Here is a 21,239-nt window from a genome sequence, read left to right as displayed (position 1 = left end):
GGTTTTACGAGCCTCCAATTATTTACTACTCCTCCTACTCCATCACCACCGTCACCACACTCCTCCCTTTTAGTTCAATCTGTTCATTTCCTGAATGAACGCCATGAAATACCATATCCTCATCCTTATCTGTCTGATAATATTTCACCTTCCCAACCTTTTTTCCCTTCACCTCCGCACGTACCACCTTCGCTTTCTCCCCATAGTTCACACATACCAGTACCACCTGTTGCTTACTCACAAATGCACTCACCAACAACTCCGCATCTCCACTCTCTGCCATCACCCGCTGCATTCCCGGCCGCACAAACCGGCTGTACTGCCCCAATGCCCACAGATTCTTCACCGCCGTCACCGTACCGTCCTTATACGCCCTATCCTTCGGATGCAATGCTACCAGGTAATACCGCGTATCCATATCCGCCCGCCCCGGCTCCCAGCTATTCCAAAACTGCCACGCAGCAGCATTGCCATACACGAAATCATCATGCATCACCTTCGCCAGGAACAACGCACAATCCATCGCCGTACGCGGCCCCTCATGCCCATCCTTATACCCGTCTGCCAACATTGAATACTCCGTTTGCCAATACTGCAAACCATATTTAAATGCCGTATCAGATACGTGCATACGAATCGCCCGCCTGCTGCTATCGCCCTTATCCGTAAAATAACTATGCCCGCCTATGATAGCCGGTACATGAGAAAGCCTGTAAACCCCGGCTGATTTCAGCGCCTGAATCTGATGCGAAGCCGTCCCCTCCTGCCCATACAAAGCTTCCAGGTGACCCGCCTCCGTCAATAATATCTTCGTATTTGCATGCACACGGTTCAGCGCCGTATCCAACGCGCCCGCTATCCGCACCACCTCACTGTTCGTCCAGGCAGTTCCCTCCTGGTCCGCATCCCCATAAGGATGACTCCAATCCCACTGTGGCTCATTCACGGGGCTGATATAATCAAAATGCAATCCCTCTTTGTCAAAGTGCTGGTACACATTTGCTAAAAACGAAGCATAAGCATCATACCGATCCACCCTCAGATTTGATCGATGATCCTTCTCCGTCTTATACCCCAGCCCATTCTGATTCATCCATACCGGCGGCGTATTCGAAAACGCAATCAGCGTCTCTACCCCGTACTCCTTCGCCTTTTTCGTAAACCACAGGTAACCCGCCTGCTTCGACCAGTCATACGTCCCATCTGGTCTCAAAAAACACTCTACCCGCTTCCTGAAATCCTTTATTCCACTACTATCCCCCTGCTCTGCCGTACCACCGCCAATATTAAACCGCCAGCTGGAAAGCCCAATCCCCTCCGGCGAACCATCTTTCTTAAACCCCTTACTAAAAAGCCACCGGGCCATCTGCTCCCGGATCGCCGACGGCCAGTAGCTACCTATCCCCTCCGAAAACCAGGCCCCGGAAGAACCAATATTGTCTATTACCTGCGCCTTTTTGTTCACATCAATTGTAATTCGCTGCTGGGCATGGGCAAAGGCAGCCGTCATGAGCAGCATGATTGTAAAGCGAGACCGTTTCATTCAATTTAACATGGATTCAAAAACAAGATAGGCATATTATTTTTAATTGTCTGTCCGACAATGAAAAACTGACGGAAATCCAACCGACTTTTAGACCAGTTTTGCCGACTAATGAACCTTTTGGTTTAATTTTATTACCAGAACTTTACACCCGGATTCAAAGACCATAATTATGAAGCATGACAGGTAAAAAACAGGGGGCAAAAATGTACAAGCATGCAGAACTCCTGCAGGATACAGAACTTGACGTCAAGTCTACTGTTCCCGGCTTTGCTGTCAATTGCAACCTCCAGTTCATGGATATCCCTGCCTTGCGGAACAATTTCCGGTCCGACTTCCTGGGCATTATACTGGTCGTAAAAGGCAGGTTAAAAATCTCCATCAACCTGGAAGAACATATTATGGAGCCTAACAGCCTCCTGCTGGCCACACCACATGCACTGAAACAGGTGATCTCTATGGATGACAATACCATCCTCTGCGGTCTCTCTGCCACCGTCGATTTCATGGGCAAGATCTTCGCCGACAAGCTGCTCGATCTCATGAACTACTTCAGTACCAAATATTGTCCGCACTGGCAACTGGACGATAAAGATGCCGCCACCATTGCCACCACTTTCAATGTACTGCTGCATCGTACAGAAGAATACAATACGCATACTTACGGCAAGGAACTCTTCTATCATTCCTTCGCCACCTTACTATACGAACTGGGTGGAATGGGACAGAAATATGCGCGGATCAATCACGCTGACTTCTCCCGCAAAGAGAACTTGGTCATGGCATTTACCACACTCGTTCAGCGGCATTTCAGACAACAACGGAATGTACAGGCATTTGCTGAACAACTGCATGTAACACCGAAATACCTGACTGAAACTGTCAAAGAAATCACTGGCAGTACAGCAGGAGAAATGATCGATCAATTTGTGATACTCGAAGCTAAACGTATGCTTAGCGATACGCCACTCAGTATCCTTCAGATAGCAGAAGAACTGAACTTCAGTGATCAGTCCTTCTTCGGAAAATATTTCAAACGCTTCGTCGGCCACTCTCCCAAAGAGTACAGGCAGATCCAAAGAAAGATTTAAACGTATTTGTTACAATACAGTGTAACAGTTGTAGGTTTAAGGAATGGCCGGAATATTCATATTCCGGCCTTGTTATTTCCAGCATAATAGTTAACCGACATTCAGACCATTTTTGCCGATTTTCTAACCTTTTTCCCCGCATTATTACAACCAATTTTGCATTGTCAATTCATCTGTTCAATTTTCAACTACCAATTTTATGACATTGATTGTAAGGCAGGCATCATTATTTCTAATGGTTACCCTGATTGCGGGCTGTGGCACCAAAGCCGATAAGCAACCACAGTCCGATCCTGTTAAAGTAAAAACCATTCGCATTCAAAAGGACCCGCTCCCCCACCAGCTACGTTATTCCGGCACCATCGAACCTGACAATACCGCCGACATCGGTTTTGCAGTAGCCGGCACCGTGAATAACATCAGTGTGCAGGAAGGTGACCATGTGCAACAAGGACAACTGCTCGCCAGCATCGACGCGACTGAATACAACAACGCACTGGCCATTGCCAATGCCTCCCTGGATCAGGCAGAAGACATGTACCGGCGTCTCAATGACCTCTACCAGAAAGGTAGTCTTCCTGCCAAGGACTATATTGAAATAAAATCAAAACTCGCACAGGCGCAGGCGAACAAAAGCATCAATGCCAAACATATTGCCGATAGTAAATTATACGCACCCATCTCCGGCATCATCACTGCCCGCAAAATAGAAAAAGGTAGCACCGCCGCCCCCGGCATTCCTGCCTTCACGATTATCAAAACCGACATCGTTACAGCAAAAATTACCGTTCCCGAAACCGAAGTCGGGGCTATCCGGAATGGTATGGATGCCAAAGTATTCATTCCTACCCTCGACGATACCGTTCATGGCAAAATCACCATCATCAACCCGCAAGCCGACGCTGTTTCCAGAACATATACCATCAAAATAAAACTGGTAAACAGTAACAATCGCCTGTTACCCGGCATGCTCACCGCTGTATTTATCAATACAGGCAAAGCCATCAATACCATCTCCATTCCAGCTACCGCTATCGTCAGAGATGCAGATGACCTCACCTACGTATTCATCGCCAATGACCAGCACAAGGCCATCCGCAAAAGAATCACCGCCGGTCTGCTCACTGGCAGCAATGAAGTCATCATCACCAATGGTTTGCAGGAAGGTGACCAGCTGATCACAAACGGACAATCACACCTCAAAGATGGTAGCACGGTGACGGTAGAATAATCATTTAAACAAGGCTAATGAAAAGACAAAAAATCAGCTTCATCGAAGCTGCCATGAAATATAAACAGGTGACGCTGGTAGCTATGGGCATGCTGCTCCTGCTGGGACTCTACGCGCTCCTGAATATGCCCCGCTCGGAAAATCCCAAGATCGATATGCCTGTTGCCATGGTATATGCTTTCTACCCGGGTGCCGACGAGGTGCAGATGGAGAAACAGGTAACAAACAAAATCGAACAATTCCTTTTCTCCTACGAAGAAATAGATAAGAAGAAAACTACTTCGCAAACGAAAGATGGGCAGGTTTTCATCACCGTAAATCTGCATACCGAAGTAAAAGACCGTAAGAAATTCTGGAGCACTTTACAACATGGTTTAAATACGAGTTTAAAGTCAAACATACCTTCAGGTGTAATAGGCCCGGTAGTCAACAGCAACTTCGGCGATGTAACAGCACAGATCATTACTGTATCCTCTCCTATCCGTAACTATGCCGAACTGGAGAAATACATGGATAAAATAGAAGATGGCCTCAAAGTCATTCCCGAAGTATCTAAAATCAATCGCTCCGGCGGACAGCAACAACAGATTTATGTTACTGTACATGATGAACAGTTACAACAGTATGGCTTTGATCTGTCTACTATCGTACGTACACTCCAAATGGAAAACGTAACCGGCTATTCAGGAGAATTAACCGTGAATTCCAATACCATCCCGGTATTTACAAACAGCCAGTACAAAACTGAAAAAGACATTGCTGATCAAATCATCTATACTACGCTCACCGGTACTGTCGTAAGACTGAAAGACGTTGCTACCATCACCCGCAGGTATGAAGAACCATCTTCATTCATCCGTGTAGGCAACGACCGCGTATTAATGCTTGGCATCGAAATGCAGCCCGGCAATAATATCGTACAGTTCGGACACACCATAGAAGAAAAACTGGCTGCCATCAAGTCCAAATTGCCCGGCGATATCCAGATCAATACCATCGTCAACCAACCTGAAGTAGTAGACGAAAGTATCAAGCACTTCATGCGCGAATTCGGATTGGCCATTGGCTCTGTGATACTCGTGGTAATGTTGCTCCTGCCATTCCGCGTAGCAGCCGTAGCATCTGTAGCAGCCCCTATTTCCATCCTGATCACCTTTGGTCTCATTAATATTATGGGCATCGAACTGCACCAGGTTACCCTGGCAGCACTGATTATTGTATTGGGAATGGTGGTGGACAATGCCATTGTGGTAGTAGATAATTACATTGAAAAACTCGATGAAGATATCACTCCCTGGACTGCTGCCTGGCAGGCTGCTAAACAGTTGTCCCTGCCCATCTTTACCGCTACGCTGGCCATTGTGTTTGCATTTGCACCACTGGCTATCTTTATGTTTGGCATTGCGAAAGACTTTATTGCTGCACTACCGGTCACTGTAGCTGTCGCATTGATCACCTCTATGGCAGTGGCATTGCTGGTGACGCCGTATACCTGTTATGTATTTATCAAACAGGGTCTAAAGCATAAGATGAGCAACAGGGGCAATAGACGTAGCTTGTTAGACAGGTTGCAGGAAACATTCAATAAAGGAATTGAAATCGCATTTCGTTTTCCTAAAATCACGATGACTGTAGCCGTACTGGCACTGGTACTGGCATTGGTATTAGCCGGTAAAGTGAGCCAGGAATTCTTCCCGCTGAGCGAAAGCAAGCAATTCAATGCAGAAATCTGGATGCCGAATGGCACCTCACTGGAAGAAACTGAAAAGGTGGTGAAGGCGGTCGAAGCTGAACTGAAAAAAGATGATCGCGTAGTAAATACCGCCGCCTTTGTCGGTACCAGCTCTCCCCGTTTCAATGTAACCTATGCGCCCGAAATGCCACGACGCAACTTCGCACAGGTATTCATCAATACAGTGAGCAGCGAAGCTACCAATGAACTGGTAGCCAAATACCTGCCCATCTTCGATAAATACCTTCCGGATGGTTATGTTCGTCTGCGCCAGCTGAGCATGCAGGAAGGTTCCCCTATTGCTGTACGCATCGTAGGCGATAACCTGAATGATCAGAAAAAAGTAGCAGAACAGGTTAAAGATATTTTGCAACACGCTGCTGGCACAAACTGGGTACGCTCTGACTATGAAGACGACTACCTCGGCATCAGCCTGAAAGTAAAAGAAGAAGACGCTGCACGCCTGGGTATACCCAATCAGGCTATCACCCAAACCATGGGTGCCGGCCTCAAAGGCTTTGCCGTAACACAGCTATGGGAAGGCGATAAACCCATTGCCGTATATCTGCGTTTAGATACTGCCAACAGAACGAATTTCAGTGACCTTGGCAACCTGCACGTCAATAAAGTTTTATTAAAACAGGTAGCTGATATCGGGCCTTCCTGGCACACGGGCGTCATTGCACATAGAAACGGGTTACGTACCCTCACCGTGCTTTCCGAAGCACAGCGGGGTATCAGGGCCTCCGATATTCTAAAGACGGTGCAACCCGCTATCGCAAAATTATCACTCCCCGAAGGTGTGCATATCGAATATGGAGGCGATGCTGAATCATCTGCGGAGAATGCCCCGGGCATGGGCCTGGCATTAGGCACAAGCCTGTTACTCATCCTCCTTACACTGCTCTTCCAGTTCAAAACATTTGGTAAGACCCTGATCATTCTCGCCACCTTCCCATTGAGTTTACTGGGTGCATTCTTTGGATTATTCATTACCGGCAATCCAATGGGGATGACTGCCTTCATGGGTATCATCAGCCTGATCGGTATCGTGGTAAGGAATGGTATCATACTCGTGGATTATGCAGATGAATTAGTAAGAGATCATCACTACAGCATCAAAGCCGCTGCTCTCGCCGCCGCAAAACGCCGTATGCGCCCCATCTTCCTCACCTCCGCAGCTGCTGCGATCGGTGTAGTCCCCATGATCTTAGGTAAATCTCCGTTGTGGGCGCCGTTGGGCAGTGTACTGGCTTCAGGATTAATCGTATCCATGGTACTGACTTTATTCGTCATACCGGTGATGTATTATTTATTTGTACGTCATCCGGACCAAACGACAAGCACCCCGGATATTCTGTATAAACCGGCCAAAACTGCCTTAATAATAGCAGGATTAATTTGCAGTCCATTTCTACTGCATGCGCAATCAGCTGCGCTTTCCCTGGCGGATTGCCGCAAAATGGCACTGGAACAAAACAGGCAGATGAAAGCAGCACAGTATGAAATAGATGCCGCCAAAGCAGCAGCAAAATCAGTTGCTGCAAGTGCGTATCCTACTATAGACGGTTCTGTCTTAGGTGCTTACCTGGGCAAGCCGATCGGTGGGGGTCTAAATGGTGCGATCCCCGATTATTTTGGTAGTGCCATGGTCACTGCCTCTGAAGCCATCTATGCAGGTGGCAAAATCAAAACAGGCAAAGCAGCCGCCAACAAGGGCGTAGAAATCAAAGAAACACAACGTGTACTCACCACTTCACAAGTGCTGCTAAATGTCGAAACAGCCTACTGGCAGGTGATACAGGTACAGGAAAAAATCGTACTTGCCAATCGCTTCAGAGATATGCTGAAAGTATTGCACCAGGATTTACAAAACTCTTATAATGCAGGTCTCATCTACAAGAATGACCTGCTAAGGGTAGACGTCAATCTGAACGAAGCCGAACTTAACATCACCAAAGCAGAAGATGGCCTGGTGCTCGCTAAGTTACGCCTCGCACAACTCACCGGCATGCCGGGCAATACCAGCTTTACTATTAAAGACAGCATCTCCGGCGACTTCCAGGCCCAGACCCTGCAAGGCAATGGAGATAAAAGGCCAGAGATCCGGTTATTAAACCAGGCCATCGAAGCAGGACAACTGCAAAAACAACTCTTAAAGGCTGAATCACTCCCCACAGTTGGTCTTGGTTTCAGTGGTCTTGCCACTGCGGGCAAAGGTGTCAATCTCAAAGATGGCGGCAATTTTATGGGCTCGTATTTTGGCCTGCTCAACATCAGTGTTCCAATATTCGATTGGGGCAAACGGTCCGGCAAGGTAAAAGAACAGACGCTGAAACTCGCCGCACAGGAACAACAACTCATCGACACAAAAGAACTGGTGGACCTGGAAGTACAGCAGACTTACCTCTCGCTGAATCAATCTTCCCGCAAGGTAAACCTCTCCCTCCTTTCATTGCAGCAGGCAGATGAAAACCTGAAACTTGCCAACGACCGCTTCGCCGCAGGTACCATTACCGGCAAAGACGTGCAGGAAGCACAGGTCATCTGGCAACAGGCTTTCAGTAGTCTCATTGATGCAAAAGTGGAATATAAAATCAATGAGGCTGGTTACAAAAAAGCAACAGGTAGTTTATAATACACATATCCCATGAAAAAGGAAATGATGAGGATCATGACAACTGCTACCAGGATATTTGCCATACAAGGGTTACAGGCGACTACCATCGACAATATCAGCAGGCATTGTCAGATAAAAAAACGTGAATTCTATACTTATTTTGAAAGCAAGGAAGCGCTCATACGCGAGATCATTGCCGAATGGATCAGTAAGAATGGAAAGCATTTGCGCATGGTCCCTTCATTATCCTTTAATGCAGTGATCGAACTGCAAACCTATTTCAGGTTCGTAGAAGAAACACTCGCCACACTTACACCTGCTATGGTGGCTGAATTACAAACGTATTATACCGGGCAGTGGCTTAAGTTGTCGTACTTCATGGACACAGAAGTCTTTCCATTTGTAGTACGCAACATAGAAAGAGGATTATCAGAAAATGTTTACAAACCGGAAACAGATAAGTTATTACTGGCCAGGCTATACTATCACCAGGTAAGGGCCGTCTATCACGACAAATCCCTGCTACACGAAATGCACTGCATATTCATAAACGGCATCGTCAATAGCAAAGGGATGCATTTTACCTGAAATGAAAAAGCGCTTTTACCCAAAAAGGTAAAAGCGCTTTTTCATATATCGTTGCTTAATATTGCACCTTCACATCAGCGATAATGTGGTCTGAAGCCAGGCTCTTTACTTTCACAATACCTTTCTTCCCGTTTCCATTCTTAAAGAATACCAGTAATGGCAAATCAGTGGCGCCAAACGAATTATCGTCTGTAGCCACATACAGCTTCTGTAAAGTCACCGCATGTGTCAGCGTATCAAAAGCAGATACAGCAAAGGTATCAGCAGGTACATAGTTACGTACCAACGTTGTCTTTGCACCAGTTACCTTCAGATCAAAGGATGCATCATCCGCACTCAGGAAATTCATCTGGATGGTCCCAAAATAATTAAAGGCAAGATCAATATATTTACCCATCGTGTCAGGAATGGCATTGTCTAAATATACTTTTCCTGTGTAGGATGAAAATACACGTCCATAGGTACTGCTGTTAGGGCTCCAACCAATGTTAACGTCCTGGAAGGTGACAACGCTGTCAGCTCCTGTAACCGGGGTTGTTACGGTAGTATCGGTATTATTATCCGTACCCCCCTCTGTAGCCCCTTCTTTAGTACAGGCTGAAATTGCAATCGCGATCATTAAAACCGGCAGCAAAAGTTTCTTCATAGGAAAGGATCTATTATTTATTACAAAAATATGAATATTTTATAATAAATATGTAATATATGAGCAGAAACCCCGAATTAGCTGGCTATCAACTCGTAAAAACCGGTAATATCACGATAAATGTTGCTCCTTTTCCCTCCTCCGATTCTGCATAGATCACGCCATGATGTGCCGTCACAATTTTCTGACACAGCGCCAGTCCGATACCACTGCCCTCATATTCACCCCTGCCATGTAACCGCTGAAAAATGACGAAGATCTTTTTCGCATAGGCAGGTGCGAACCCAATACCATTGTCTGTCACACGAATCTCGCAATAAGGCATCTCATTCTGCAGCTGCGGATGTGCTGCCACTTCCGGTTTCGATAATCGCCGGCTATGGATTTTTATAAGCGGTTGTTTATCAGGCTGGGTAAATTTCAATGCATTGCCCAGGAGGTTATGAAAGAGCTGTGTCATATGCAGTGGAATCCCCTGCACCGTGCACAGTTCATCCATTTCGATCACGGCGTCCTTTTGCTGAATAAGCATATCGAGGTCTGCCAGTACCTGCTGGATGGTTTTATGTAAATCCACAGCCTCATACAGGTGATCCTGGCGGGATACCCGCGAAAAAGCCAGCAGGTCCTGGATCAATGTAGTCATGCGGGTAGCAGCGTTCCGGATGATGCCCAGGTTGCGCATACCGGTTTCATTCAATTGCTCCTGGTATTTATCCTGCAGTAGCGCAGAGAACATGTTAATCTTACGCAGCGGTTCCTGCAAATCATGACTCGCCACATACGCAAACTGCTCCAGGTTCTGATTCACAATGTTCAGGTCGATATTAGCCTTTTTTAGCTCGCTGGTGCGCATTTCTACCATGCGTTCCAGTTCTATCTTATTTTCAATCTGCTGCTGGCGAATAGCCTTTTCCTGGCGAAGGTCACGGCAAATGGTCGCTCTTCCCTGCGAAACTCCTGTCGCTGTATCAATGACACCCATGGTAGTCACAAATACAGGAATCGCTTCTCCCGTTTTAAAATGACGGAAGTTCAGTTCGCCGGACCAGTGCCCTTTTTTAGCAATAGCTGTATTGACCTCCTGCATAATGGCGGCTGCCACTTCCGGGAACAGGAAATCAGTACTGGATCTTTTCGCGTCTTCCACGGTGTCTAATCCTACGAGTTGAAGTCCGGCCGGGTTTACGTAAGAAACGATGCCTTCCTCGTTGGATAAACTCACAAAATCACGGCTGTTTTCCAACAGGGCCAGTAATTGCTGTTGTTCCTTTTCGGCCTGCAGCACCGGCCGCAAATCCCGGAGGGTGGCACAACGACCAATCACCTTACCTGAACTTACATCACGAATGGCAATAAAGTCGGCATAACAGGGTATACGTTCTTTCGTCACCATGTGCTGCACGTGAATATTGCCAGACCATTTCCGGCCGGCAAGGAGGTGATTATAAACTTCCTCACCCATGAAATGGAAATCGCTGGGATGAAAAACGTCTTTATTGACAAGTGAAGAAATATCAAATTCGTCTGCTATACCGAGTAGGTTTTTACCCGCAGTATTCATATAGAAAAAACGCCCCTGGTTGTCGGCAGCAGCCATGTAGTCAGGGCTGTTTTCTACCAGGGCGATCATCAGTTCCTCCCTTTCCCGGTCTTCAATCTCCCTCGTAATATCCTGTACAATACCGGCAAAGCGATAAGGGGTGCCATCCGGAAGGGAGTAAGATTTACCCTTGCAATCAAGCCACCGGACCTTCCATTCCTGCGCCCCGATGGTACGAAACCGGACGGAAAAGTTTCCGCCGCTTTCGGGTTGCAGAGCGTTGGTAATTGCCTGGTCAACCCGGTTTCTATCATCAGGATAGATGTATTTCAGTAAATCCTGGTATTCAATCACGTGGCCTTCCGGAAAACCAAACAATTCCCTGCAGCGATCATCCCACCTTACCTTTCTGACCAAAGGGTCCATATCCCAGGTACCCAGTCCGGCAGACAGGAGTGCAAAGCGCATCCATTCTTCATTGTTTGCCTCCGTGAAGTTGCCAGTTTCTAATTGCTTTTCCATGCGTATGAGCAGTAAGTTTAAATTCAACCTGGCATCTGATATAGGAGCCTTCCCACATACTGCAACAAGTATACCGGTTCATACGCATCGGTTAGTCTGTATTCCTGGGTTCCAGTCGAAATTGCTCGGCAAGAAGCTCATATGAACGGAAACGATCCTCTGCTTTGTCCGTCATGGTAGCAACAACAATCTCATCTACCTGGTACTCATCGGCCAACTTCGTCAATTTCATTTTCACATTGGCAGGTGTGCCCGAGATCATGCGGCCCCTGTTGGCCATAACACGTTGCCATTCCATATCGGTGTACTCGTAGTCTCTTACCTCTTCCCAGGTTGGGTAGACGTCAAATCTGCCCTTTTCGAAACTGAGAAGACGATAGTCCATCATCGCCTGCAGTTCATCTGCTTTCTCCTGGGTATCAGCACAAAACACGAAGATACCAACGTTGGCTTCCGGCTGGGAAAGGAATGTAGAAGGCTGGAAACGGTCGCGATAAGTGCGGACAGCCTGCGGCCCCCCTACCGGGTAAATGAAATGAGCGAAAGATAAGGCCCATCCCTGCCTTGCCGCGAGTAGACCGCTTTCCCCACTGCTGGTCAGCATCCACAAACCGGGAAAGGTGTCAATGACCGGAATGGCTTTTACTTTTTCATGAACGGTGCCCAGGGCATTGCTGTCCGTGAGGTAGCCTTCGAGATCGTGAATTTGCTGTACGAACTCCCTGGGTTCAAAGCTGTTGGAAGGGTTGAGTATATGCGCAGTAAGGCGGTCGCCACCAGGGGCACGACCTATACCGAGGTCAATACGGTTTGGATAAAGGGCTTCCAGCAGGCGGAAGTTTTCCGCCACCTTCAGGGTGCTGTGGTTCGGTAGCATAACGCCGCCGGAGCCAAGGCGAATGTATTTGGTAGCAGCTGCCAGGCGGGCAATGAGTATTTCAGGCGCGGCACCGGCAAGTGCACGGGTGTTGTGATGTTCAGATAGCCAGTAACGGGTAAAGCCGAGGCGGTCCGCAAGTTTGGCTAGTTGTATCGATTCCTGGAGGGCTTCAACTGCGTTGGAACCTTTGCGGATGGGAGATTGATCTAGTACGCTGAGTCTTATTTTCCTGTCTGACATATATTTTAGAATTATCGTTCCAAAATTAAGTAATAATAATGAGAGCAGGGAAAAAATGTAATTGTAATCTTGAGATAAAAAAAGTACCAACCCACCTGAATGCTTAAGACCAGGCAAACTGTAATTGTAATCCTAAAATAATAGAGATATCCACCCCGGATGTTTAATTCTAATTGTAATCCTGATTTATGGAATATGTATCAGTCATAAGCTCATCCCAGCCAACTTAATAAAGCAAGCTGGGATGAAGCTGGCACCTGGCGGCACTAGTCTTATCTTTCATTTAATCTTTCTCTGTCTCCCTCTTCCAATACTGCTGCACAGCCCTCACCTCTCCCCAGCTCACCTCATCTCCCAGTCTTGCCTTAATAGGTGCAGACGCCGTCACACCCATTTCCTTTACCAATGGCAGTATCAGCTTTATCTTGTCTTCACTCAGTACCTGTTTCAGTTCCAGCTCCCCCTGCCCGATCGCATCTGCCAGATGGCTTTCTATCGTACTCACCGCCAGGTTTCTTGCAGCGGCAATTGCTGGCAGTGACTGCCCCGCCTGGAACATCTCTACAGAATCCCTGCGGCTTCCCCCTGCCTCCCGCTTCTTTGCCTTCTCTTTCTCTTTTTCCTTTTTAGGCGTACGCATTGCCGCATAATCCGGCAAACCTTCGCTAAACCGCAACTCACCATAGCTGGCATTCACGAATCTAAACAACCGGTTCCAGAGGAACTCTTCCAGCATCACCAGCTGGGCTGTATATTTCTTAATCTTGGGTATATCCTTTACCAGCTCCAATTCCCGCCGGATAGGCTGAATCAGCCCCTCATACATATCCTGGGTGAAATAAGCCACCGCCTTGCTCACTCTTTCCTTCAGCAGGGTTGTATCCCCATCACTTAACAACTGTTCCAGCAACGGTTCTAACTGATTCCGGAAGCGATTACCCACATCCTGTAACTGCGCCGCTTTCAGCTGCAGGTTCCGGCTCAGGCTCAGGGCACTCTCCATCCCATTCATCTTCTTATCTCTCAGCCAGATAGCATGCAATTGCAGTTCAGACGAAATCTTTTCCGCACTGAATAGCTTTATCAGCTGCGCCGCCCAAAAGACCAGCTTTTCCTTTTCCAGGTTAGCAAAAAGGTGGCCTACCTCCGTTTCCCTGTTGGAATAATCCAGTACTTTCTCATCTGTACGGATAGCGCCGGGATGAATCCTGGTATTGAGCACCAGGCCTTCCAGCGAAGTACAACGGCTTAGTGCCACATATACCTGCCCGGGGGCAAACGCATTCCCTGCATCAATAATAGCCTTTTCGAAAGTCAGCCCCTGGCTCTTGTGAATCGTAATTGCCCACGCCAGCCGTATTGGATATTGCGTAAAACTACCTACTTCCTCTTCCTCTACTGTCCCTTCAGTTTTATTGAGTGAGTACCGGATATTACGCCAGGTTTCTTTTTCCAGCACCAGCGTTTCATTACTACCAGCCAGTACAACTACAATTTTATTATCATCAATGACCCGCTCTACAGTGGCCAGCTTGCCATTGAAATAACGGCGAGGCTCTGCCAGATCGTTTTTGATAAACATCACCTGCGCGCCGGGTTTGATTTGCAAAAGCATGTCGGTGGGCAATGCCTTATCACTAAAATCACCTTTGATCTCGCCAGTAAAACTATATATCTCACCAGGCATATTGGCAAGCCGCACAGCATTAATTTCATCTGCACGACGGTTATGTGTAGTGAGTACTATGTATTGGTCCCCTTCTCCTGTAAACTGCGGATCATAGCGCTCATTCAGGGTTGTAATCCCCTCCCAGTCCAGCGTACAGTTACGCACTCCATTGAGTATATCTATGAAGGTACGTTCGTTCTGCCTGTAGATTTTTTTCAGTTCAATATATAAAGGTGGTGCTTGTTGCAATACACGCGCATGAAAGAAAAACACACTTTCATAATGGTCTTTCAGCAACTGCCATTGATCGTCCGGCATCACGGGTGGCAACTGAAACAGGTCTCCTATATATAACACCTGTACACCGCCGAAAGGTACCAGTGGCTGATTACGGAAGTGACGCAGAATAGCGTCGATGGCATCCAGCGTATCGGAACGTACCATGCTGACCTCATCGATGATGAGGAGCTCCATTTCCCTGATCAGTTCCTTTTTTTCATAATTGAAGCGGATATTTCTGAAAAGAGCGTGCGTATCCGTTACACCATTATCTACGCCGAACAGGTGCGCACCTGAAGGTACATATGGGCCAAAGGGTAGCTGAAAAAAGGAATGCATGGTCACACCGCCCGCATTGATGGCAGCTACGCCGGTTGGCGCAACCACGACTGTATTTTTAGATGTGTTCTCCCTGATGTATTTGAGAAAAGTTGTTTTACCTGTTCCGGCTTTTCCGGTCAGAAAGATATGACGGTTTGTTTCGTTGATATAATTTGCCGCCAGGTGAAACAGGTCATTGGAATGATCCGGTTGTGGCATAAGCTGGTGCTACGCTGAGCTGGTTTTTAAAAGTTTTGAATGGCTGTGAAATTAAGTAAAAATGCGGGATTAAAAGCCTATTCATTCTGTTCATTTCTTTTCGCAATACTTTATGCTTATCCATTTTTTGAACTAATTTCTACTTTCCAATCAGGTCCGCTATAAATTCGGTATCTTATAGAAAAGTTCTCCATGTTTAATGCGAACGATACGTTGAGCAGGCTGTTGAGATAAGCCAGTGGCGCACCATCAGGCACTGCAGAAAAAGTAGTGACATAAGGCATATCCCCGGTGTATACCAATGTATCGCCATGAAAAATCTTCACATGCAGGGTATCGCCTGTTTGCAATTTCAGTTGATTAAAAGTAGCACCATCAATATTCGTCCAGATATTTCCATATTGAATATCCAGTACGGGAATATTACCGCTGATGATATGATTGCTATAAACAGGCTCCTGAAAAGGGATACGAACTACGCTATCTGGTAGCTGCGGCCCTACCTGTTCAAAGGTAATCGTGCCGGAAGCCAGGCGGGCAGCGGTGTAAGCGTAAACATCCCTGCCATGGAATGTGTAAGATTCGGCAGAATGCTGACGGCGATTGCGGGACTCATCGATCTGGCGGATAGCTGCAATACCCAGCTTTTTTGCCACAAGCGTAAGGGTACCATTATCAGGAGTGACAAAGAAATGCCCGCTCTTTGTTTTTAACACTACCGATTTCCTGGCAGAACCTACTCCCGGGTCCACTACTGAAACGAATACCGTACCCGCAGGCCAGTAAGGAGCCGTCTGCTGTAACCGGTATGCCGCCTCCCAAATATTGTAAGCAGGAATCTCATGCGTAAGGTCAAATAATTGCAGGGCCGGAGAAACACCGATAGCTACGCCTTTCATCTCGGCAACGGCCCCATCTTTGGTACCGAAGTCAGTTTGAAAAACAATAATCTTATTCTGGGCAAAAGCAGAAAAGCTAATACAAACCAGGGCGATAAGGGAAAAATGTCTCATAAGCACTTTATGGTTACTGCAAATTACAATTAAAAAAAGGACAGGCAGTATCTCAATTTTATTTAAATCGGCCACCCTGGACGCAATCCCCCCTCGGATTGTCGCATTCCCCCACCACCACTTCAAAACCGACGCAGTAAATTTGAAACACAAATCTTACTTATGCGAAAATTAATCATGAAAATGTCCATCTCCATCGACGGTTTCGTAAGTGGACCAAATGGGGAAAACGACTGGATCTTTAAATCCTCCGATGAAACTTCCAGGGCCTGGGTCGTTGCACAAAGCTGGGAGGCAGGCCTGATCATTATGGGCAGAAAATCGTTTGAAGAAATGGCCCCTTACTGGCCCACTGCAAGCGGGCCATTTGCCCCACCGATGAACACAATTCCCAAAGCAGTCTTTACCGAAAAAGGCTATAAAGGCATCGCCGCCTCAGCCGAACAGCCTCCCACCGCAGCCTCCTGGGTAGAAGCGAAGATCTTCAACGGTGATCTCGCAGAAGAAATAAAACAACTCAAATCCGAGCCCGGAAAACCAATTTTAGCAATCGGAGGTGCAGCATTTATGCGGAGCCTGATAGCCACCGGACTTATTGACGAATATCACCTGGTAACCCATCCGGTGGTTTTAGGCAAGGGCAGGGCCATCTTCAGCGATGTCAAAATACCAATGGACCTGCAATTAATGGATGTAAAATCATTTCCGGGAGGAATCGTAGTTCACTCCTACCACATATAGATCCCCCCACAGGGAGAGGCGCTAAAGGTGCAACCACTATAAATTATTCCTCTAAATCGCCTTTACCTTCTCCCACATCTCTTCATTCACCGGAATACCTTCCTTCAGATTCTCCATTCTTGTCCTAAAAGTATTCTCTCCCGGAAAACTAATCTCCTCCGGGTTTTCAGACTTAGTATATTCTAAAATTGCCGCTATCAGATCTTCATGCAAATCCTGCTTATGGATCGCAATAAAACATTGCGACACCCCAAATTCTTTTCCACTAGCCGTTATCTGCTCCACAGAACGCCCACCCGTCAAAGCAGCTAACAGCACATCCAGCATGAGCGCCAATCCCGAACCCTTCCATAAGCCAATAGGCAAAGCTCTCTTTGTCTTTCTTATCTCAGCAGGATCTTTTGTAAGCGCACCATTACTATCATATCCGCCTTCGAATGGCAGTTCTTTTTGTTTCAATTCATACTCCTGCATCTTGCCATAAGAATATTGAGACATGGCCATATCCAGCACGATTGGATGTTGAGGACGGGGCACAGCTATTACTAACGGATTATTGCCAAGGCGGGGTACCGTACCACCCCATGGCGGCATACTCCCAATTGCGTTGGTAAAACAAATACCGATACAACCTGCCTGCGCTGCCTGCCAGCCATAAGTACCACCCCGCATCCAGTGATTGGTATTGCGAATGCCAACGATGCCCACACCATACTGTTTAGCCAGTTCAATAGCCCTGTCCATACATACCGTAGCGTTGAACATGCCCGGACCATTGTATCCCTCCCAGGTTTCAACCAGGCCATGTTTTTCTACCATTTCAGGAATGGCATTGGGATTCACCAGCCCATCTTTCAGTAACTGCGCAAACACAGGAAAGCGGTTTAGTCCGTGGGAATAAACACCGTCCCGGCTGTTATCTGCAAAAATACCGGCAACAATGTCTGCCCTTGCAGAATCAAATTCAAGGTCAATTAATTTCTCTTTGAAAACACCCTTCAGTTCTTCGTACTTTATTCTCATGATATACTAATTTATTCTTACTGCAATGCTTCAAAAATGTTCCAATTTATCAAAGAATACAACACCTTACTCATACCTCAACGCCTCTATAGGATCCAGCCTCGAAGCCTTCTGCGCCGGATAATACCCAAAAAACACACCCGTAGCAGCACACACCAGGAACGACAACACAATAGACGACTCTGACACCAGCGTAGGCCATGACAAAAACATCGTAATCAACTTTGCAGATGTAATACCCAGCATCACACCAATAATCCCCCCTGTAATACTAATCATAATCGCCTCTATCAAAAACTGCATCAATATATCTATCCCCCGCGCACCAATAGACATCCGCAACCCTATCTCACGCGTACGCTCCGTCACCGATACATACATGATGTTCATAATTCCAATCCCACCTATCACCAGCGAAATTCCCGCTATCGCAGTCAATAATATCGTCAGCAGATTGCTCGTAGAGCTCAATGCACTGATCAACTCCGCCATTGTACGTACCTGAAAATCATCTTCATCAGCAGCCCTCAGGCGATGCTGTTTGCGAATGATACTGGTAATTTCATCTGTCGCAGCATCCGATGCACTTTCACTCACCGCAGAGGCGTAGATAGTACGAAAATAAATAGATGCTAATATTCTCTTTTGTACCGTTGTATACGGCGCAATGATCGCATCATCCTGGTCCTGTCCGAAAGAGCTCTGCCCTTTGGCTTCCAGCACACCTATTACCTGGAAAGGGATATTGTTAAAACGGATGATTTTGCCAATTGGATTATCCCCGTTAGGAAACAGGTTGGTCACAACTGTCTGCCCTAACAGGCAAACTTTTGCCGATGCACGCACGTCTTCCTCACTAAACGGGATTCCATCCTTCAGTGCCCATTTACGAATATCCAGGTAAGAAGGACTCACACCATAAATCGTAGTCGGCCAGTTGAGCGCACCATTGATAGCTTGTCCGCTGCTATTCGCTGCCGGCGATACGGCGCTTACATTCACGGCCTGCTTACGAATGGCCTTCACATCGTCGATAGTCAGGGTATTGACAGAGCTTCCTCCCAGCCTGGCACCACCCGCCACATTACTGCTGGGCAAGATGGTAATCATGTTTGACCCCATGCTTGACAACTGTGACTGAATGCTCTCCTTACTCCCCTGCCCGATCGCCACCATAGCTATCACGGCGGCCACACCAATAATGATGCCCAGCATGGTCAGAAAAGCCCGCAGCTTATTGCGTAGCAGGGCTTTGAAAGCAATCCTGATGAGGTTTATTACATTCATACGATTAATAATCATCTGCGACCGGCAGGGATGCTAATGCTTCCTTTGCAGATCTTACATTTTCATTCTTTGTATCTTTCACCACTTTCCCATCGCGCAGCATCACCGTACGACTGCTAAATGCAGCAATGTCCGGTTCGTGTGTAACAAATACTATCGTCTTACCCTGCTCCCTGTTCAACTCCTGCATGAGTGCCATGATCTCGTACGAGGTGCGCGTATCCAGGTTGCCCGTGGCTTCATCTGCCAGGATCATGACGGGTTCGTTTACCAATGCACGGGCTATTGCCACACGCTGCTGCTGGCCACCCGAGAGCTGACTGGGTGTATGGTCCAGCCGTTCTGCCAGTTTTACAGCTTCAAGTGCACGTACGGCTTTTTTACGGCGCTCTTCATGACTCACTTCCATATTATAAAACAAAGGCAGTTCTACATTTTCCAATGCCGAAGTACGGGGCAGCAGGTTGTATGCCTGAAACACAAAGCCTATTTTACGGTTGCGCAACTGTGCCAGTTCATTCCGGGAAAGCTGGCCGATGTTCACACCATCCAGCAGGTACTTTCCCTCTGTGGGTTTGTCAAGGCAACCGAGTATATTCAGTAAGGTAGTTTTACCGGAGCCACTGCTGCCCATAATAGTGATGAACTCTCCCGCATACACATCAAAGGATACACCCTTCAGTGCACGCACGATTTCTGTACCCATTTGGAACTCCCTTTTTATCTGCTGTATTTCCAGTATCTTCTTGTCCATGATCTTCTCCTTTGTAACTTAAATGAAATCAGCGCCTTCTACGCTGTGGCATAAACGGACTACCTCCTGACGCCGTCGTCGCAGCCTTACCATCCGTTACCTGCGTCATTGCCGTAATCACATCATCTGCCTCCGTCAATCCTGAAATAACCTCCGCATGCGTATTATCATTCAGCCCAATTACCACCTTCCGCTGCAAAAGCGTATCTCCCTGCTTCACCCACACGTAAGAAGCCGTTACCTTCGACGTATCGGCCTGCTGCCTTCTCACCGTATCCTGCTCCCCACCCGTCACCGGTTTGGATGACTTATGCTTCTCTGCTGCCGCAGGTGCAATACTGATCACCGTAAATTTACCTGCCATTGCAGAGTCAGGCTTAAACATCAATGCCTTTGCAGGAATCAATAACGCATGGTACTTCTCTGCCGTATAAATCGTAACTGTCGCCGTCATACCGGGCTTTAGTTTCATATTCTCATTTGGCGCACTGATAATGGTGGTATAAGTGACCACGTTGGAAGATACCGTTGGTTTTAAACGGATCTCTTCTACCCTGCCGGAAAATTCATCCTCCAGGAACGCATCTACCGTAAAAGATACACGCTGACTATCCTTCACATTACCTATATCCGCTTCATCCACATTGGCCTGTACCTGCATCTTTGTAATATCTTTCGCCAGGATAAACAACGTAGGCGTACTAAAACTTGCCGCCACTGTTTGACCGACACTTACTGAGCGACTCAGTACTACCCCATCAATCGGGGAATATATTTCCGTAAAATATAAATTCCGCTGCGCTGTAGCCAACGATGCACGGGCACTTTCCACACTTGCCTTGGCCGCCTGGTACAGGTATTTCGCATTGTCATAATCAGCTTTACTCACAGCACCTACATTATACAGCTGCTCTTCCCGCTTAAACTGTGCATCCTCGTACACCAGCTGACTCTGTGCACTCGCCAGCGTTCCCTTGTTACGATCCACTTCTGCCTGCAACAATACCTTATCCAGCTCTGCGATCAACTGCCCTTTCTTCACCTGCGAGTTAAAGTCCGCATAAATGTACTTAAGCGTACCAGATACCTGTGTACCCACTGCCACCGTGTCCACAGGCTGCACATATCCCGTTGCTGTCACACTCGTATAGATATGACCATATTTTGGCTTTTCTGTTTCAATGACCACAGGCTTTTCTTTCTTCCTGAAAAAGAAAAACCATACGGCTATTACAGCCACCACGATCAATATAATTATAAGGACTCTTTTGTTCATCCTATATCAGTTTATACAAAT

The 21,239-nt window shown here is 47.1% G+C and carries 15 protein-coding genes; 5 read left to right on the top strand and 10 right to left on the bottom strand.

Translation table 11 applies throughout. From position 1 onward, the window contains the following. Positions 1–34: 34 nt before the first annotated feature. A complete protein-coding gene (locus ABDW16_RS13165; RefSeq protein ID WP_343670315.1) occupies positions 35–1,543 on the bottom strand; it encodes a glycoside hydrolase in 1,509 nt (502 codons plus the stop codon). Between the two features lie 179 nt (positions 1,544–1,722). Here ABDW16_RS13165 and ABDW16_RS13160 point away from each other — a divergent pair, with 179 nt between their 5' ends. From ABDW16_RS13160 to ABDW16_RS13145, 4 genes are all read left to right on the top strand, one after another. After that, positions 1,723–2,634 carry a helix-turn-helix domain-containing protein gene (locus ABDW16_RS13160; protein WP_343670314.1) on the top strand — a complete coding sequence of 304 codons (912 nt, stop codon included), beginning with the start codon at positions 1,723–1,725 and terminating at the stop codon, positions 2,632–2,634. Positions 2,635–2,833: 199 nt separating this feature from the next. Then, a complete protein-coding gene (locus tag ABDW16_RS13155) occupies positions 2,834–3,865 on the top strand; it encodes an efflux RND transporter periplasmic adaptor subunit (protein ID WP_343670312.1) in 1,032 nt (343 codons plus the stop codon). A gap of 17 nt (positions 3,866–3,882) precedes the next feature. Then, positions 3,883–8,235, top strand: coding sequence for an efflux RND transporter permease subunit (locus tag ABDW16_RS13150; protein WP_343670311.1), 4,353 nt, complete (start codon positions 3,883–3,885; stop codon positions 8,233–8,235). 12 nt (positions 8,236–8,247) lie between these two features. Continuing rightward, positions 8,248–8,805 carry a TetR/AcrR family transcriptional regulator gene (locus tag ABDW16_RS13145; protein ID WP_343670310.1) on the top strand — a complete coding sequence of 186 codons (558 nt, stop codon included), beginning with the start codon at positions 8,248–8,250 and terminating at the stop codon, positions 8,803–8,805. 55 nt (positions 8,806–8,860) lie between these two features. Here the strand turns inward: ABDW16_RS13145 and ABDW16_RS13140 are convergent, their stop codons facing one another. From ABDW16_RS13140 to ABDW16_RS13120, 5 genes are all read right to left on the bottom strand, one after another. Next, on the bottom strand, positions 8,861–9,451 hold the full coding sequence (locus ABDW16_RS13140) for a hypothetical protein (RefSeq protein WP_343670309.1): 591 nt from the start codon (positions 9,449–9,451) through the stop codon (positions 8,861–8,863). 88 nt (positions 9,452–9,539) lie between these two features. Further along, a complete protein-coding gene (locus ABDW16_RS13135) occupies positions 9,540–11,516 on the bottom strand; it encodes a PAS domain-containing protein (protein WP_343670307.1) in 1,977 nt (658 codons plus the stop codon). A gap of 91 nt (positions 11,517–11,607) precedes the next feature. Next, positions 11,608–12,636, bottom strand: a complete 1,029-nt coding sequence (locus ABDW16_RS13130) for an LLM class flavin-dependent oxidoreductase (protein ID WP_343670306.1) — start codon at positions 12,634–12,636, stop codon at positions 11,608–11,610. A 283-nt stretch (positions 12,637–12,919) separates the two neighbouring features. Beyond that, on the bottom strand, positions 12,920–15,124 hold the full coding sequence (locus tag ABDW16_RS13125; protein ID WP_343670305.1) for a helix-turn-helix domain-containing protein: 2,205 nt from the start codon (positions 15,122–15,124) through the stop codon (positions 12,920–12,922). 116 nt (positions 15,125–15,240) lie between these two features. Next, positions 15,241–16,137 (bottom strand): S-adenosyl-l-methionine hydroxide adenosyltransferase family protein, encoded by an 897-nt coding sequence (locus ABDW16_RS13120; RefSeq protein ID WP_343670304.1) that lies wholly within the window; start codon positions 16,135–16,137, stop codon positions 15,241–15,243. A 162-nt stretch (positions 16,138–16,299) separates the two neighbouring features. Here ABDW16_RS13120 and ABDW16_RS13115 point away from each other — a divergent pair, with 162 nt between their 5' ends. Further along, a complete protein-coding gene (locus tag ABDW16_RS13115; protein ID WP_343670303.1) occupies positions 16,300–16,878 on the top strand; it encodes a dihydrofolate reductase family protein in 579 nt (192 codons plus the stop codon). 51 nt (positions 16,879–16,929) lie between these two features. Here the strand turns inward: ABDW16_RS13115 and yiaK are convergent, their stop codons facing one another. From yiaK to ABDW16_RS13095, 4 genes are all read right to left on the bottom strand, one after another. Then, positions 16,930–17,901, bottom strand: a complete 972-nt coding sequence (gene yiaK, locus ABDW16_RS13110) for a 3-dehydro-L-gulonate 2-dehydrogenase (protein WP_343670302.1) — start codon at positions 17,899–17,901, stop codon at positions 16,930–16,932. A 66-nt stretch (positions 17,902–17,967) separates the two neighbouring features. Continuing rightward, on the bottom strand, positions 17,968–19,188 hold the full coding sequence (locus tag ABDW16_RS13105) for an ABC transporter permease (RefSeq protein WP_343670300.1): 1,221 nt from the start codon (positions 19,186–19,188) through the stop codon (positions 17,968–17,970). A 4-nt stretch (positions 19,189–19,192) separates the two neighbouring features. Continuing rightward, complete coding sequence (locus ABDW16_RS13100) at positions 19,193–19,942, bottom strand: ABC transporter ATP-binding protein (protein ID WP_343670299.1); 750 nt, start codon at positions 19,940–19,942, stop codon at positions 19,193–19,195. A 28-nt stretch (positions 19,943–19,970) separates the two neighbouring features. Next, on the bottom strand, positions 19,971–21,218 hold the full coding sequence (locus tag ABDW16_RS13095) for an efflux RND transporter periplasmic adaptor subunit (RefSeq protein WP_343670298.1): 1,248 nt from the start codon (positions 21,216–21,218) through the stop codon (positions 19,971–19,973). Positions 21,219–21,239: the final 21 nt, after the last annotated feature.

This window comes from Chitinophaga sp., from assembly GCF_039596135.1.
GTDB lineage: Bacteria > Bacteroidota > Bacteroidia > Chitinophagales > Chitinophagaceae > Chitinophaga.
This window is presented reverse-complemented; position numbering and strand designations above follow the sequence as displayed.

Excerpts from the sequence above, each read along its gene's own strand:
- ABDW16_RS13165 (WP_343670315.1), bottom strand. The coding sequence starts at position 1,543 with ATGAAACGGTCTCGCTTTACAATCATGCTGCTCATGACGGCTGCCTTT.
- ABDW16_RS13160 (WP_343670314.1), top strand. The coding sequence starts at position 1,723 with ATGACAGGTAAAAAACAGGGGGCAAAAATGTACAAGCATGCAGAACTC.
- ABDW16_RS13155 (WP_343670312.1), top strand. The coding sequence starts at position 2,834 with ATGACATTGATTGTAAGGCAGGCATCATTATTTCTAATGGTTACCCTG.
- ABDW16_RS13150 (WP_343670311.1), top strand. The coding sequence starts at position 3,883 with ATGAAAAGACAAAAAATCAGCTTCATCGAAGCTGCCATGAAATATAAA.
- ABDW16_RS13145 (WP_343670310.1), top strand. The coding sequence starts at position 8,248 with ATGAAAAAGGAAATGATGAGGATCATGACAACTGCTACCAGGATATTT.
- ABDW16_RS13140 (WP_343670309.1), bottom strand. The coding sequence starts at position 9,451 with ATGAAGAAACTTTTGCTGCCGGTTTTAATGATCGCGATTGCAATTTCA.
- ABDW16_RS13135 (WP_343670307.1), bottom strand. The coding sequence starts at position 11,516 with ATGGAAAAGCAATTAGAAACTGGCAACTTCACGGAGGCAAACAATGAA.
- ABDW16_RS13130 (WP_343670306.1), bottom strand. The coding sequence starts at position 12,636 with ATGTCAGACAGGAAAATAAGACTCAGCGTACTAGATCAATCTCCCATC.
- ABDW16_RS13125 (WP_343670305.1), bottom strand. The coding sequence starts at position 15,124 with ATGCCACAACCGGATCATTCCAATGACCTGTTTCACCTGGCGGCAAAT.
- ABDW16_RS13120 (WP_343670304.1), bottom strand. The coding sequence starts at position 16,137 with ATGAGACATTTTTCCCTTATCGCCCTGGTTTGTATTAGCTTTTCTGCT.
- ABDW16_RS13115 (WP_343670303.1), top strand. The coding sequence starts at position 16,300 with ATGCGAAAATTAATCATGAAAATGTCCATCTCCATCGACGGTTTCGTA.
- yiaK (WP_343670302.1), bottom strand. The coding sequence starts at position 17,901 with ATGAGAATAAAGTACGAAGAACTGAAGGGTGTTTTCAAAGAGAAATTA.
- ABDW16_RS13105 (WP_343670300.1), bottom strand. The coding sequence starts at position 19,188 with ATGAATGTAATAAACCTCATCAGGATTGCTTTCAAAGCCCTGCTACGC.
- ABDW16_RS13100 (WP_343670299.1), bottom strand. The coding sequence starts at position 19,942 with ATGGACAAGAAGATACTGGAAATACAGCAGATAAAAAGGGAGTTCCAA.
- ABDW16_RS13095 (WP_343670298.1), bottom strand. The coding sequence starts at position 21,218 with ATGAACAAAAGAGTCCTTATAATTATATTGATCGTGGTGGCTGTAATA.